Source organism: Acidovorax sp. 35-64-16, from assembly GCF_002281195.1.
Taxonomy (GTDB): Bacteria; Pseudomonadota; Gammaproteobacteria; order Burkholderiales; family Burkholderiaceae_C; genus Acidovorax; species Acidovorax defluvii.
Genome location: NZ_NCFM01000006.1, coordinates 117,984 through 132,378, shown reverse-complemented (window position 1 = coordinate 132,378; position 14,395 = coordinate 117,984). Strand labels below are relative to the sequence as shown.

Annotated in this window: 18 protein-coding genes; 2 read left to right on the top strand and 16 right to left on the bottom strand. The window is 66.3% G+C overall.

From position 1 onward, the window contains the following. Nucleotides 1–34: 34 nt before the first annotated feature. From B7Y64_RS07025 to B7Y64_RS06980, 10 genes are all read right to left on the bottom strand, one after another. On the bottom strand, nucleotides 35–952 hold the full coding sequence (locus B7Y64_RS07025; RefSeq protein ID WP_033448836.1) for a DUF3577 domain-containing protein: 918 nt from the start codon (nucleotides 950–952) through the stop codon (nucleotides 35–37). A gap of 264 nt (nucleotides 953–1,216) precedes the next feature. Continuing rightward, nucleotides 1,217–1,726, bottom strand: a complete 510-nt coding sequence (locus tag B7Y64_RS07020) for an XF1762 family protein (RefSeq protein WP_033448839.1) — start codon at nucleotides 1,724–1,726, stop codon at nucleotides 1,217–1,219. A gap of 5 nt (nucleotides 1,727–1,731) precedes the next feature. Beyond that, nucleotides 1,732–2,574, bottom strand: coding sequence for a phosphoadenosine phosphosulfate reductase family protein (locus B7Y64_RS07015; RefSeq protein ID WP_033448841.1), 843 nt, complete (start codon nucleotides 2,572–2,574; stop codon nucleotides 1,732–1,734). Between the two features lie 148 nt (nucleotides 2,575–2,722). Beyond that, nucleotides 2,723–3,076 (bottom strand): DUF3085 domain-containing protein, encoded by a 354-nt coding sequence (locus tag B7Y64_RS07010; protein WP_033448843.1) that lies wholly within the window; start codon nucleotides 3,074–3,076, stop codon nucleotides 2,723–2,725. Between the two features lie 78 nt (nucleotides 3,077–3,154). Next, nucleotides 3,155–3,958, bottom strand: coding sequence for a hypothetical protein (locus tag B7Y64_RS07005; protein WP_033449053.1), 804 nt, complete (start codon nucleotides 3,956–3,958; stop codon nucleotides 3,155–3,157). Nucleotides 3,959–4,230: 272 nt separating this feature from the next. Continuing rightward, the gene (locus tag B7Y64_RS07000) at nucleotides 4,231–4,851 is read right to left on the bottom strand and encodes a class I SAM-dependent methyltransferase (RefSeq protein ID WP_033448846.1); all 621 of its coding nucleotides are present in this window, start codon (nucleotides 4,849–4,851) and stop codon (nucleotides 4,231–4,233) included. A gap of 25 nt (nucleotides 4,852–4,876) precedes the next feature. Continuing rightward, the gene (locus B7Y64_RS06995; protein WP_050450500.1) at nucleotides 4,877–5,407 is read right to left on the bottom strand and encodes a prolyl-tRNA synthetase associated domain-containing protein; all 531 of its coding nucleotides are present in this window, start codon (nucleotides 5,405–5,407) and stop codon (nucleotides 4,877–4,879) included. Further along, nucleotides 5,404–6,600, bottom strand: a complete 1,197-nt coding sequence (locus B7Y64_RS06990) for an MFS transporter (RefSeq protein WP_033448849.1) — start codon at nucleotides 6,598–6,600, stop codon at nucleotides 5,404–5,406. The genes B7Y64_RS06995 and B7Y64_RS06990 overlap by 4 nt, the downstream gene beginning before the upstream one ends. Nucleotides 6,601–6,625: 25 nt before the next feature. Continuing rightward, nucleotides 6,626–7,756, bottom strand: a complete 1,131-nt coding sequence (locus B7Y64_RS06985; RefSeq protein ID WP_033448851.1) for a cysteine desulfurase family protein — start codon at nucleotides 7,754–7,756, stop codon at nucleotides 6,626–6,628. Further along, nucleotides 7,756–8,109, bottom strand: coding sequence for a DsrE family protein (locus B7Y64_RS06980; protein WP_033448854.1), 354 nt, complete (start codon nucleotides 8,107–8,109; stop codon nucleotides 7,756–7,758). Before B7Y64_RS06980 ends, B7Y64_RS06985 begins: the two co-directional genes overlap by 1 nt. A gap of 104 nt (nucleotides 8,110–8,213) precedes the next feature. On the opposite strand from B7Y64_RS06980, the gene B7Y64_RS06975 reads away from it, so the two are divergent. Further along, complete coding sequence (locus B7Y64_RS06975; RefSeq protein ID WP_033448856.1) at nucleotides 8,214–8,885, top strand: metalloregulator ArsR/SmtB family transcription factor; 672 nt, start codon at nucleotides 8,214–8,216, stop codon at nucleotides 8,883–8,885. Between the two features lie 29 nt (nucleotides 8,886–8,914). Next, nucleotides 8,915–9,376: a PaaI family thioesterase gene (locus tag B7Y64_RS06970; protein WP_033448859.1), complete on the top strand. Its 462-nt coding sequence runs from the start codon at nucleotides 8,915–8,917 to the stop codon at nucleotides 9,374–9,376. A gap of 34 nt (nucleotides 9,377–9,410) precedes the next feature. Here B7Y64_RS06970 and B7Y64_RS06965 read toward each other — a convergent pair whose 3' ends face one another. From B7Y64_RS06965 to B7Y64_RS06940, 6 genes are all read right to left on the bottom strand, one after another. Then, on the bottom strand, nucleotides 9,411–9,689 hold the full coding sequence (locus B7Y64_RS06965) for a hypothetical protein (protein WP_033448862.1): 279 nt from the start codon (nucleotides 9,687–9,689) through the stop codon (nucleotides 9,411–9,413). Nucleotides 9,690–9,783: 94 nt separating this feature from the next. Further along, nucleotides 9,784–10,521: a hypothetical protein gene (locus B7Y64_RS06960; RefSeq protein ID WP_033448864.1), complete on the bottom strand. Its 738-nt coding sequence runs from the start codon at nucleotides 10,519–10,521 to the stop codon at nucleotides 9,784–9,786. A 211-nt stretch (nucleotides 10,522–10,732) separates the two neighbouring features. Further along, nucleotides 10,733–11,125 (bottom strand): hypothetical protein, encoded by a 393-nt coding sequence (locus tag B7Y64_RS06955; RefSeq protein WP_033448867.1) that lies wholly within the window; start codon nucleotides 11,123–11,125, stop codon nucleotides 10,733–10,735. 21 nt (nucleotides 11,126–11,146) lie between these two features. Continuing rightward, nucleotides 11,147–11,359 (bottom strand): hypothetical protein, encoded by a 213-nt coding sequence (locus tag B7Y64_RS06950; RefSeq protein WP_033448869.1) that lies wholly within the window; start codon nucleotides 11,357–11,359, stop codon nucleotides 11,147–11,149. A gap of 330 nt (nucleotides 11,360–11,689) precedes the next feature. Next, a complete protein-coding gene (locus tag B7Y64_RS06945; RefSeq protein ID WP_033448871.1) occupies nucleotides 11,690–12,247 on the bottom strand; it encodes a hypothetical protein in 558 nt (185 codons plus the stop codon). 242 nt (nucleotides 12,248–12,489) lie between these two features. Beyond that, nucleotides 12,490–14,106 carry a DNA cytosine methyltransferase gene (locus B7Y64_RS06940; protein ID WP_033448873.1) on the bottom strand — a complete coding sequence of 539 codons (1,617 nt, stop codon included), beginning with the start codon at nucleotides 14,104–14,106 and terminating at the stop codon, nucleotides 12,490–12,492. Nucleotides 14,107–14,395 lie beyond the last annotated feature (289 nt).

Below are 14,395 nucleotides of genomic sequence, written 5' to 3'. Positions count from 1 at the left end.
AAAAAGGCAAGGCCCCGTGAGGGGCCATGCCGGATCAGAACGAAGCAGCCAATGCCGGCTCCTGCTCCTCGACTTCACCTGCGGGCTCGCGCTCGGCGGGCTCGACAGGCTGGTCGGCAGCGGTGTCGGCGGCAACCTCGGCTTCGGGCGCGGGTGCGTCCTCGGCTTGCGGCGCCTCGGCTTGCGCCTGGCTCGTCGGATAGACCTGGGTGCCGTCGATCTTGATGAGACCGATGTGGACCAGCGTCGATTCCAGGCTCGCTCCCGGTTCCCCGGCGCGCTCGCCCTTGGTGCGGATGTACGGATCGATCTTCATGTCGTTCAGACGGAAGGCGATCAGCACCTTGCGGTCCCCTTCGATGGCCTGCACGCACCGGCGAACCAGGTGCTCGGCTTCAGGGGTGGCGACGATGGTGTCGAAGTACCGATATTCCGGTTCACCGACAGGCCCGGCCAGTGCCGCGACGCAGCACGACAGGAACGGATCGCCATCCTTGGGGGAGACGTCCTTCGGACGGCTGAGGTAGCCGATGCCGCGGGTGATCAGCTCGTGCTGCTTGATCGAAGCCAGTTCGGCCCGGTCAAGCGGCTCGGCCTTCAGCAGTCGCGCCTTCAGAGACGCGGCGGCCTGGCCCTTGTGCTCACCCTTGTCGCGGATGTACGCATCGCCCCAGAGGTCGCCGAGGCGGAAGCGCACCAGCGGCCGCTGCTTGGGATCGTCAACGCCGATGTAGCGCTCGACCAGTTTCTTGGCCTCGGCACCCGAGACCTTGACGTCGAAGTAGCGGTAGCTGGGGTCCTTGGCGGAACCGACCAGTGCGGCGATGGTGCATGCCAGAAAGGGCTGCGCGCGGCGGCCGCCCCGGACGGGAACCTCGCGGGCTCGCTGGATGTAGCCGATGCCCGAGGTGTGGAGGTCGAAATACGATTTCTCGTTGGACGTGGTGCTCATGGTGAATCTCCATTGGGATGAAGCGGAGACACACCGGCCCCACGCATGCGGGGAAAGGTGCGTAACCCCGCGGTGGGTTGATAAGGCGAAAGCATCCGCCACCAGAGACTGGTGGCCGCTCGCGGACGGATGCGGTGCGAGCTGGCTCGGTCACGCAGTGGGAACTGCGTCGCAACCTCGAAGACCGATGGTTGCCTGGCATGTCGCTGACAACGTCAGCAGGCATGGGGGCAGCATGTCCGGGCCTCGCGCGCGCGGCAGCAATCAATCGGCATCCGGGCGTTTCCCTTTGTCCGCACCGCCCGGTGCTTGCCACAAGCACTTAGGGCCGCGCAGGTGGTCGGGGGTGTCAGCGCGAGGACGGCTGGGGCGACTCCAGGCACCGCCGCCGCGCGTTCCGAGCAAATGCCAGCCGGCGGCGCGCAGGCTGGCACCACCTTCATCGAGCAAGGTGTAGGTGATCAGCCGCGTGTAGCCCAAGGCCTTGGCCGCCTTCCAGGCCGCGCCGTAGAGCTTGCTGCAGGCGTTCGGTGCGCCATCGGTGCAGAGCCGGGTGACTTCGAGCGTCCAGCCGTCATCCAGGTGGCGGGCGACCGGGCGGCCGACGATGGCCACGCCGCAGATGCCATCGGTGGCGGACAGCGTGACCGCCAGGGCGAACTTCGCTCCCTGAACCGGACGGTGGTGGCGGTGGTGCTTCTGCACGAAGGCATTGGCACAGCGCAGGGATACCGGCAGCAGTCGCAGCGATGGCGAGGTCGATGGCCCGGCCATGGCCGTCAATCACCGCAGAAGCAGGCGATCGGTTCCTCGGCGTCGTCGAACAGGTCGCCCTGGTCGGCGGCGAAGCGTGCCAGGTCGGCGTAGCTCGGGCCATCGGCGCGAAACCGGGCGCCGCTGGGCTTGCTCGCCAGGTTCAGCGATTCCATGCGAATCCACCACACCGCGGCCTCGGGTCGAGCCTTGATGAGGGCCAGGCGCTGCCCGCGCGGCTTCAGGAAACACAGGTCGCAGTTGCCTTCGAGCGTGCGCCCGTTCACCGTCAGCAGGTCGAGGTCGAACGCTTGCGCCTGCCAGAACGCGCCCACGTCGCGCACGGTGACGCCTGCGTCCGCCAGGGGCATGCACATGGTCTCGTGGATCGATTCGGTGGAATGGCCGCGCGCGCGAATCTTGGCGACGCGACGCTGCTCGTCGGCGCGGATGCCGATCATCTGGTCCCAGTCCGTCCAGCCCAGATGCCGCAGGTAGCGGTGCATCGGTCGAATCTTCAGGCTGGTCGTGCAGCCGCGCGCGACGGGATTGGGCAGGTACTGACGCTTGCGGATCAGCGCCTCGAACGGCTCGCCCTGACGGCTGGCCCGATCGAAGTCCACCAGCGTGAAGCCTGGCTCCGTGGGCAGATATTCCAGCCAGCGTATCGGCACCTGCCAGTGCCCGGCGCAGTCGCGCACAAAGCGCAGGGTCGCTTCCACCTCCTTGCCGGTGTTGGCGAAGCAGACCACGGTGTCGGCAGGCAGGCCGCCATTGGCCTGCAATACGCGCCAGAGCATGTAGGCGCTGGTGCGCCCGCCCGAGAAGCTGATGCAGGTCGGTTGGGTGATCTTGAACGGGTCGTGCATGCGGTCGTCTCCGTGGGTAGGTCGGCGGGCGAGCCGACGCGGCGGGCCATGGCGGCCGGAGACGAGCACGCACGCGGCGAAGGCCGCAGTGCGGAAAAAAGGAAGCCCCCAAGAAGGGGGCCGTGAGGGGATGGTGGTAGTCGTTGCGCTACACCGATGGCACCACCTCCAGCGACAGGTGCGTCGTGGTGGCAGACAGCATCAGATCGTCCGTGCCGTGCAGGATGCGTGCGAAGACGTCTTCCTTCGGGTCGAAGAACTCGCCGAAGTCGTCGCCACCCAGCTCGGCGCGCGCCAGTTCCCACCAGTCGTCAAACGGGTCGGTATCCGGGTTGCAGCCGACGGCATAGGCCAGCAGCTTCACGCGGCCATCGGGACGGCGCTCTCCCTGCTCGGCGAGGAAGTACACGCCCTGGTCCTTGGCGAGGACGACGCGGCATTGGTTGGCAACGGCCTCGGCCAGCACGGGGCGCAGGTCGGAGCCTTTGAATCGCAGTGACATGGTTGATCTCCTGAAGAAAAAGGCCCTCCACCCGAATAGATGGAAGGCCCATGGCGGCAAGTCGCCGGTAGGCTGCGATCAGCCGTAGCGCCGCTTGGTTGCCTTGGCGTCGATGACGCTCACGTCGATCAGACGCCAGCGTCCGTCGTCGATAAGCCGCTCCAACACTTCACCGAGCATGTCGAAATACACCTCGTCGTGCCGATCGACCAGTTCACCGTCGCGGCGCATCTCCACCACGTAGGTGTCGCCGCCGCGGTCGTAGAGGATCGTCACCTGGCCCTCGAACTTCGCGGTCGAAACCGTGAAGCTGATTGCCGGGGGCGTCTCGATGATCTTGGACGGCTTCGGATCGACCCAGGTGAAGTCGCGGGCGCCCGCATCGACCAGCATGTGGGTGATGCGCCGGAACCCGTCGGGAGCCGGCATTTCCTCCAACTGCTGGATGAGCTGCCCCAGTTCCATGCACTGCGGCTCGGGGATGGGCAGCTTGGCAGGCGCGGAGCCGAGGATGTGCCTGGTGATGGTGTAGGGAACACCGTCCGCGGTCTTCTCGGTGATCACTTCCGGGGTGTCCGCGCGCAGGCCGTCGAAGCGGCGGCGGGCATACGGTTGGACATGCACCTTGGCGCCTTCGCTGGGAACGGTAGTCACCAGGTTGGGATCGAGCACCGCGAACTCGCTGGGCTTGAGCTTGACGACGATGGCGTCGTCGTTGGCCGCGACCACCTTGCCGTCGAAGGGCTTGGGATCGATGGCAAAGCCCAGCGTCGAGGATTGCGGCTGATCATCGAAAAAGCGGTACTTGATCGACCGCACGTTGCGGGGCACATGGCCTGCGACAAGCGAAGGCATCATGGTTTTGATGAGGGAACGGTCCATGGGAATCTCCTTGAGGAAGAACAAGGGATTCCCCGCCCGCAAGGGAGAGGTCCCTTGTGGGTAGATGGACGCGGTGCGTCCGTAGGAAGAAACGACCAGCACGGCTTCCCGTGCTTGCAGCCTCGAAGGTCTCGGCTGCCTGGGCATGTGTCGGCAACACCGACGAACATGGGGTAAGGATGGCCCTAGAGTGCTCGGCCGGCCTGCATGAAACGGCACCACACCGCACCCGGTTTCTTCCTATGGTCTATGCCATTTGCTTCCTCAGGATTTCATGATGCTGTCTTCTGGAACAGGCAGAAAACGAACTGCTGCACTGTCCCGAAGGGCGTGTGATGCGCCTGGCGCTCCTGCCGCAGCATCGTGAAGGCATCGCCGAACTGCGCATGCAGCTCGTCCGGGCTGTAGCGCGTCACCGGCAAGCCGCTGCACTGCTGCGGCCCGTCGTCCGCGAAGGTGGCGATGATGGCGAAGCCGCCCGGCCGCAGGGCATGCAGCATCGTCCGCACATAGGCTTGGCGCTCCTGCGGCGCCGTCAGGAAGTGGAATACCGCCCGGTCGTGCCACAGGTCGTAGGCCAGCGCGGGCAACTCGACCTTTGTAATGTCCCCGACCATCCAGGCCACCGCCTGGGCGCGCTCGCCCAACCGCGCCTGGGATGCCGCCAGCGCGGCACCCGACAGATCCAGCACGGTGAGGCTGGTATGGCCCTTGTCCAGCAGGTCGTCCACCAGCGTCGAGGCACCGCCGCCCACGTCGATGATCGGCACATCGAGCGGCACGCCGGTTTCCCGGATCAGCACCAGTGAGTGGCTGGCGTGCGGCTGGAACCAGCTCACGCCGGTCGGCTCCTTGGTCCGATAGACGTGATCCCAATGCTCTCTGGATGGCATTTCCTGTTCTCCCGCGCCGCAGGCGCTACGCGGCCGGTGGCGAAGTGTCGAAGTCCACCACCAGCGGCTCGCGCCCGCACGAGCGCACGAAGGCCACCAGTTCCTGCGGCGCCAGCCCGACGCTCTCGGTCTGCCGCAGCGGATGGAAGTTCAATTGCGCATCGCCCATCAGCGAGGCATCGATCACCACCGTCACCAAGCCTTCCTCGTCCTGCATCAGGCCCAGTGGCGTCAGCGCGCCCGGCTGCACGCCCAGCAGCGCCTGCATGCGCTCGCCGGCCACGAAACTCAGGTGCCCCTTGCCGCCCACCAGCGCGGAAACCGCCTTCAGATCCAGCGTCCGGTCCTCATGGATCGCCAGCAGGAAGTGCCGGCCCTTCTTGTCCTTGAGCAGCAGGTTCTTGGTGAATGTCCCGGCCATGGCGCCGCGCAGCGCCTTGCCTTCCTCGACGGTCGCGTGCTCGGGATAAGGCACCACCTTCGCGTCGATGCCCAAAGATGCGAAGCGCTCGAACAGGCAGCGGTAGGCGGTTTCATCGGTCGTTTCCCGGTTCATGCGCCCACCTTCGCGGCTTTCGACCGCTGACGCATCCCCAGCCACAGCAGCGACAGCGCCGCCAGCGCCAGCCACGGGATCAGTGCCAGGTTCATGGTCTGCCAGCCCAGGGCTTGCAGCAGCCCGCCCGCGCTGAAAGAGCAGGTCAGGCCGACAACGAAGATCGTCATGTCATTGATGGCCTGCGCACGCCCCTTCTCGGCAGCGTTGTAGGTGTCGGTCAACAGCGTCGTGCCGCCGATGTACATGAAGTTCCAGCCCACACCCAGCAGCACGAGCGCGCTGGCGAAGGAGCCAAAGCCCGTGCCGGTGAGCGTCGTCAGGATGTGCGCGATGAACAGCACCACGCCCGTGAGCATGATGCGCAGCACGCCGAAGCGCGCGATCAGCGAGCCGGTGAAGAACGACGGCAGGAACATGCCCAGCACGTGCAACTGGATCACCGTGGCCGCCGCACCCAGTTCGTGGTGATGTAGCCGCATGGCGATGGGCGTCGCCGTCATCGCCAGGATCATGATGCCGTAGCCCGTGGCGGCGCCGAACAGCGCCACGAGATAGGCGGGCTGCGCGACGATCTGCTGCCAGGGTCGGCCCTTGTCCACCGGGCCGGTAGACGCGGCAGGCGCAGGGATGTGCAGGTTCAGCAGCACGCCCGCCGCCACCATCGACACCACGGCCAGGATCAGGAAGGAACCCAGGTACTCGGGCGAGAGCAGCGGCCCGCCCAGCCTTGCCAGCAACGGCCCGGCCAGCGCTGCGACCACGCCGCCGGCCATCACCAGCGAGATCGCGCGTGGGCGGAAAGCCGCGTCCGCCACTTCGCTGGCCGCGAAACGGTAGAACTGCGCGAACGCCTGGTAGCAGCCCACCAGGAAGGTGCCGAAGGACAGCAGCGGCAGCGAAGCCTGATGGATGCCCCAGGCACCCACCAGGCCCCCCGCCACGCCCAGCGTCGTGCCGATCAGGAACCCGGCCCGGCGGCCGGCGCGGGCCATCCACATCGAGGCCGGAAACATCATCGTGGCCGTGCCGAGGAACATGGTGGCGATGGGCAGCGTGGCCCAGCGCGGCGATGCGGCGATCTGCCCGCCGGCCAGGCCGCCGACGGTCATCACCATCACCGACACGATCTGGAACAGGGCCTGCGCGCAGGCCAGGATCAGCACCTGGCGGTGCATGGGGTTCTTGAGCATGAGTTTCTTCGCGTTGTTGTTCGATTCATCGACTCGCGATGGCGCGCAGGCGCTCGGCCACGGCGTCGATCTCGGCTTGCGTGGTGCCGCGTCCCAGGCTGAAGCGCACTGCGCCCATGCCGACCGGCTCGGGCACGCCCATGGCGGCCAGCACGGGCGAGAGTTCCACACGGCCCGCATGGCAGGCCGAGCCGGTGGATGCGGCCACGCCGTCCAGATGAGCCAGTACCTCGGCGCCGATGCGGCCGGCGAAGTTCACGTTCAGCGTGTTGGGCAGCCGGTGCTCGGCGTGGCCGTTGAGCACCACGCGCTCACCGAAGATCGCTTGCAGCGCTTGCCAGAAGTGATCGCGCAAGGCGCGCAAGCGCTCCGGCTCACCAACATCGAGATTCGTTCTCGCCAGTTCGCAGGCCGCGCCCAGCGCCGCAGCCATCAGCACGCTCTCGGTGCCGGCGCGGCGGCCCGCCTCGTGGCCGGCGCCGTGGATCAGCGGCTCCAGCGCCGTGCCGCGCCGCACGTACAGCGCGCCTATACCCTTAGGCGCGTAGAGCTTGTGCCCGGCGATGCTCAGCAGGTCCACGCCGAGGTCGTCCACCTTCGTCGGCAGCTTGCCGACGGACTGCGCCGCATCGGTGTGGAAGCGGATGCCGTGTTCGCGAGCGATGGTGCCGATGACCTTGATGGGTTGCAGCGTGCCCGTCTCGTTGTTCGCGTGCATGACGCTGACGAGCACAGTGCGCGGTGTGATGGCGCGGCGCACCGCCTCGGGATCGACCCGGCCCGTGCCATCCACCGGCAGCCGCGTGACGCTCGCCCCCAGTCGCTCCAGAAAGGCCAGTGGCTGCAACACCGCCGGATGCTCCGTGGCCTCGGTGATGATGTGCTCGCCGCGCTCGCGCAGCGCGAAGAAGCTGCCCTTGAGCGCGAGGTTGTTGGCCTCGCTGCCGCCGCTGGTGAAGACGATCTCATCCGGCGACGCGCCCAGCAGCCCCGCCACCTGGGCGCGAGCATGTTCCAGGGCCGCCTTGGCTGGGGTGCTGGCCCAATGGCCGCTGGATGGGTTCCCGTAGGCCGTCTCCAGCAGCGGCAGCATGGCCGCCTGCACTTCCGGCGCGATGGGCGTGCTGGCGTTGTAGTCGAGGTAGATGCCGGCCATCAGAACACCAGCACCTTGTCGGCGGCCACGGTGGCGGCGGCCAGTTCATCCATCGTGCTGCGGCGTGCGCCGGGCATCACTTCCTCGTCCTTGATGCCGCGCGCATCCAGGCAGGTGCCGCACAGGAGCACCTCGCCCTGGGCATTGTTCGTCACGCGGCGCAGCATGCGTTCAACGTTGTAGTAGCCGTCGGGGGTCTTCTGACCGGCCTTGCAGCCGGAGACGGCATCGGCCATCAGGAACACGCTGACGTGGTTGGCCGCGTCCTTGAGCAGCGTGGAAGCCAAGCGCAAGGCGTTGTACATGCGCTCGGTGCCGTAGGGCGGGTCGTTGATGATGAGGAGGGTTTTCATGGAGGCCCCAGCGGAGAAAATGGCTTTTGTCCGGGATGGCTTGATGCTGGGCAGCAATCATGCCATCATTCAATCAATGTGTTGATTGTGTAATTGTGAAATCCATGTTGTCAACCTCATCCGAAAGCCCCAAGCACGTGGTGTTCGAGAACCTGGCCGCCGTGGCGCAAGCGCTGGGCCATGCGCATCGGCTCGAACTGCTCGAAGGCATGGCGCAGGGGCCGCGCAGCGTCGAAGACCTGGCCGGACTGGTCGGCCTGTCGATGGCCAACGCCTCACGCCACCTGCAACTGCTGCGGCGCGCGCGGCTGGTGGAGGCCGAACGCCAGGGCAAGCGGGTCTTCTATCGCCTGGCGGGCGATGTGGAGGTGGTGGCGCTGCTCAAGGCGCTGGGCCGCGTGGGCGAGCGCAACATCGCAGAGGTACGCGGCGTGATGCGCGACTTCTTCCATGACCGTGACGCGCTGGAAGCCGTTTCGCGCGAAGAACTGGCCGAGCGCCTGAATGCCGGCCAGGTGACGGTGCTGGACGTGCGCCCGGAAGCGGAATACGCGCTGGGCCACGTGGCGGGTGCCATCAACATCCCGGCCGACGAGCTGGAGCGTCGCCTGGCGGACTTGCCCAAGGGCCACGAAATCATTGCCTACTGCCGTGGGCCGTACTGCGTGATGTCCTTCGAGGCCGTGGCGGCGCTGCGCGCCAAGGGCTTCAAGGTGCGACGGCTCGAAGACGGCTTCCCGGAGTGGAAGGCGGCCGGGCTGGCCGTGGAGGCTTGAGCCTCGCCGTTGTGCAATCAAGGATCGACATGCAAGCCATCCAAGATCATTACCCGGCCGAATTCGCGCACTGCTACGGCTGCGGGCCAGCCAACCCCCAGGGGCTCCATCTCAAGAGCTTCATCGAGGGCGAGCGCACCCATGCGCGCTTCTCGCCGGCGACGATGTACAGCGGCGGCTATCCGGGCAACGTCTATGGCGGCATGCTGGCCTCGCTGCTGGACTGCCACGGCACCGCCAGCGCGGCGGCCTTCGCATACCGGGTGCAAGGTCGCGTCATGGGGGATGGTGGCCCGCCGATCCGCTTTGTCACCGGCTCGCTGAAAGTGGACTACCGGCGGCCCACGCCGCTGGGCGTCGAATTGCTCATCGAGGGCACGCTACGTTCGCTGGAGGGGCGCAAGGCCATCATCGATTTGACACTCAGCGCCGGCGGCGAGGTGTGCGTCACAGGCGAGATGGTGGCCGTGCAATTCGCGGCGAAAGCCTGAAAACAAGCAGCCCCTCGGATGAGGGGCTGGCAGGTCAGGCTTCGTACACGAAGTAGTGCTCGCGCTGACGAGGGAAGAAGACATGCTTCCATGTGTCGCCGCTGGTGTTGCCACCGTCGAAGACGACCATTTCGTAGTCATCAATGTCGGTGTCCATCAGGTCGGCGCTGACGATATGGCGCATGTGCAGCGCGCCGTGCGTGCGCTCGAATACCAGGATCTGGCCGATGGCGTCGTCCTGGCTCATGGCGTTGACGCAGGCTCCAAGCTGATGCTCGAAGTCGGCTGCGGGCGAGATGAGGTCGGGGAACATGAGGTTGCGCCTATGAAAATGGACCAGCCCGGCTCCTGGGGGAAACGGGCTGGCATGGGGGGACAATGAGGAAGGCCGGCGTGTCGCGCGGCTGCTAGGACTCGGCCAGCGGCAGGCCCAGCAGCGCGGGTGCGTCGGCGTCGAGGATCAGAATGCGCACATCGGCCTGGCCGGCCAGTTCAAGGATGTTTGCCAGGTCCTCCGGCATGCCCTTGTTCCGGTGCTCCTGCCGAAGCTGCTCGGCGGTGATGCCCTCGGCGTGCTCCAGGTTCTGGTCCGTCCAGGGCGTGGAGATCAGCTTGACGCCGATCGCCGGGCTGTACGGCACACGGAAGGCGATGAACAGCATGGCCTCCGGCGTGGCGATGTCCGCCAGGTCGGCGAGGTAGTGCCAGGTATCGACCGTGATGTGCTCGCGGCTGATCTCCCAGCACCGGCTGTAGTAGCCGGTCTCGAAAGTCAGGCGCTGCACCACTTCCCGCGCAGCCTCGGCCGAATAGGCATCGCCGACGTGGACTGGGCGACCGTCGAAGTCCTCGCCATGGATGGCATAGACCACGGCACCAATCACGCCTTCGCCGCTGACGCCTTCACCGGCGTCGCATTCGGCCAGCACGTCGTCGCTCAAGGGTTCAGGGCCATTGCTGACCACGGCGAAATCGTTGGTGACGATGCAGGACGATGAAACCAGTTCTTCGTCGGAAAGGAATTGCTGGCTCGCGTGGATGTTGCGCCAGACATGCGGGCTTCCATCGTCGTAGCTGATGCACAGCGTGCGGACGATTTTCAGATTCCAGTAGCCGCGAAGGAAGGGATTAGGATTCTGGGACATGGGATCTCTCCAGATTGAATAATGGAGCCAATCCCCGCCACCGGGAATTGGACCCGGTGGGTTGAAAAATGGAAAAAGCGTCAGGCAGCGCCGACCATGGCGTTGTCAGCACTGCGCTGGACTACGGGAAACAAAATGAGGGGCACGGCCTCGTGGGCGCGTGCCCCTCGTGGGGAGTGAACGAAGACGTGGTGGTGTGCCGGAGACCGGCTCACCAGCCGTTGTAGTTCACGAGCAGGTCGGCGAGGACCTTACGGCGTTGCAGGTCGAGACCGTCGAAGTCCGACAGTCCGTTGAAGTGGCAGCGCTTGAGCATGGCACCGCCCTCGCGCGCGTTGTAGAAGCTGACCATGGCGGACAGGAACATGCGTTCGCCGCTGCTCAGGACGCCGAGGGCATCGTTGAGCCGCAGCATGTTGGGACGCAGATCCCACTTGCTCTTGGCCTGGTTCAGACCTTCACGGGTGCCGTCACCGAACCATTCGGGGCCAGCGATCTCGACACCGCGCTTCCAGGCCTCGAAGAAGGCTTGGGGCGCGGCCGCGAAATGCTGTTCTTCCCGCATGATCTGATCGACGACTTCCCGTGGCAGTAGCTGGTTCATGACGTGATTCCTCCAGTTGGATCAGGGAATGGCGAGCTGGGACCAGCCGCCTCTTTCGAGGGCACGTTGAGCCGCGGCATGGCTGCGGAAGTACTCGCGGGATTCCCGCGAAACGGGCCCTTCGGTATCGCGCGTGCCGATGTAGTGACCGGCGGCGCTTTGCAGGACTTCGAGCGGCAGGAACTTGCCGCAGTAGGTCGAGGCCAATTGGCCGAAAGAGGCTTGCTGGGACATGGACGGGCTCCTTGGAAAAGCGGGGCCTCGTCCCTCACGGGATGGCAGCTCCCGCACGCGGTTGAAAAAATGCATCAGCGTCATGGGGACGCGCGTCCGCAGACTTGATGCGATGCGGACTGGTGGGCAACGCGGGAGAGACCCGCGGCAGCTTGAAACCCTGGCTGCTGGCATGTGCTGACGAATCAGCGAACATGCGGGCAGCTTCGTGCGCGGGCCGCGTCGCGTCAGTTGGAAAACGGCATCCGGCCCACCCCCGATTGATGCGCGCAGAGAAAAAGAAACCCCGCATCGAGTGCGGGGCTGCCAGGAGAGTGCGTCGGTGCTGGGTCAGTCGGGCTTGTCGCCCAGGACATGCTGCTTCCACAGGTCGAATGCCTGCTCGGGCGCAAGCTCGGCGAGGATGACGATGGGCTGGGCCTGCCGAGCGCGCAGCGAAGCGAAGTACGCCTTGCGGTCAGCAATGGCCTTGAGCTTGATGCCCTTGATGAACAGCAATTTGCCGTCCTTGATGAACAGCACCTTGTTGCCGATGTCGCGGTTGAACGCGGCTCGCACCTTGCGTTCCGCGTGCATGGCGTCGGCAAGTTCATCGACCAGGAAGTCGAGCGTCATGTCGATGTAGTGAGGGTCTTCGCCCTCCTGGCCGAGGTTGAGCGGCGCAGGCGGCAGGCCCTTGGCGAAGGCTTCGGCCTGAGCCAGCAACGCCGCCTTGCCGCTGAGCGCGTGCAGGAACGTCGAGCCGCCGTGGCCGTCGTTGCGGGCCTCGGCGATGGGAGTGCCGTCGAACACGACGGTGGCGCTGAAGCACATCGTTTCTTCGCTGGCGAAATCTGCCACCTTGAGGCTCTTCAGCGTGATGCGGTTTTGCTTGGTGATGTTGTCCATGGGAAGTCCTGAAATCGACCGGGTGGCGACATGCCCCTGACGGGACGTGGCGGCCATCCCGTGGGTTGGAGAAAGAGGCATCGGTGCCCCGGTGGGCAGCGTTCGCCGGTGAGATGCCGAGGCGAACTGGCGGGTGGCGCGGGTGGAACCCGCGGCAGCCTTGACACCCTGGCTGCGGGCTGCTGCCAATACATCGGCAATGCAGGAGGGAGAATGGCGCGGCCCGCAGGCTGCGTCGCCGATCAATCCGAAGCGGTCGAGCCCGTCTTGTGCAGGTACTGCACCAGGCGCTGGCCCAGCCATGCCATGCACGGTACAGCCATGGAGTTGCCGATCGCCTTGTAGCGTGGAGCGTCGGCGGCGGGCTTGCCGCGGTAGGTGATCAGCGTGTAGTCGTCGGGCATGCCTTGCAGCCGCTCGCACTCCACGGGCATCAGCCGCCGCACCCGCCAGTGCGACCAGTCGCCGGGGCCAGGGCCGTTCCAGTCGTAGCGGAAATGCGCCTCGAAGTCGGGAGCCAGCACATGGGGCTTGTCCGCGCCGCCGCCGCTGGTGCGAAGTGCGCCCGCTACGGTGCCGCCCAACTCGGCGGCAAGGCCGTTCTCGCGGCCACGCAGAGATACGCAGGCCACCATCGGCACGCCGTAGCCCGGCTTGCCGTTGGACAGCACGGTGCAAGCCACCTGTCCATGGCCGGATTCGTAGCGCACTTCACCGCGGTTGTTCTGCGCGAAAGCGATGGCGGGCACGACACCGGCGTTCGCATGGCTGTTGCGATGGCCGCCAGCGCGCAGCGTCGGCGTCAGGTCGAACGTGGCATCGGCGCCGCTGCCCTGGGCAGTGAAGGCGATGATCGGAACACCCTTGCCGGTGCCATCCTCGCTGCTGCCCCTGCCGTTGTTGGCGGTGTCGAGGGTGTGGGCGATGCTGCCGACGACCGACTGCACCATGAACGTCTCGGTGCGAATGTCGTGCTTGGGGCCAGCGGCCATCAGGCACGCCGCCACATCGACGGGGCCAATGCCGCCGCTGAATCCGAACGTCGTCGTGACCCTGCCGTAGGGCTGCTTCAGCCCTGCGAATCCTGCAAGTCCTGCGCATGCGCCTGCTGCTTCAGCACCCGGTCCAGCATCGTGGGCAGCTTCTTGCCACGGCGCGCGGCCCGCACAAGAATCCCCGAGCAGGCCTGCGCGCTCAAAAAGTACTTCTGCGGGATCGAGGTCATCTCCACCACTTGCCACAAGAAACACGCGCTTGCGGCGTTGGGCGACACCGAAATATTGAGCGTCGAGCACGCGCCACGCGATGCGGCGGCGGGGTCCAGACACACAACCAGCGTGCGCCCACCGATCCCCTGGCGGCTGGAGCGCACGGCTTTCCCCGACCAGTGCCCCCAGGAAATGCCCGAAGGCATTGCTGCGGTCGTTGAGGACGCCGGGGACGTTTTCCCAGACGAGCGTGGCCGCCGGGCGGCGGTCTTGTTGGCGGGTTTGGTCGATGGCATTGGCAAGCTCCACATAGGCAAGGGAAAGGGCTCCGCGCGGGTCATCCAGCCCGCGCCGGCTACCTGCAACGCTGAACGACTGGCACGGCGTGCCGCCGACCAGGATGTCGGGCGCCGGCACGGTGCCGGCGCGCACCTGGCGGGCGATCGCGGTCATGTCGCCCAGGTTGGGCACGTGGGGGTAACGGTGGGCGAGCACGGCGCTCGGGAACGGCTCGATTTCGGCGAACCACACGGCTTCGAGGCCGAGGGGTTGCCAGGCGAGGCTCGCGGCCTCGATGCCGCTGCACACGCTGCCGTACAGCAGTGGCGCGGCCTGGGGCGCACCGCGTGAGGTGCGAGGTTGCGGGTTCATGTCGGGTCTCCTGTTCGTGTGGCCCTGGACCGTGTGGCCGGGCCGGGACGTTGATCGGCAGGAGAAAGGCGCCGAAGGCCGTGTGGCCTTCGGCTCGGGAGGACGGAACCACCCGTGGGCTGTTGCAGGCCCGGTCGTCGCTAGAACCGTCTGCTGTCAGCAATCGCACCCGGCGCATGTCGTGGTTGGCGCCGGCATCTTCTGGCGCACATCCGCGCACAAAAGGAGCCCAGTTTTTCGCCGTTGGGCACGGCATCGAATACCGCTGACCACGAAGGGTCTCCGGGTG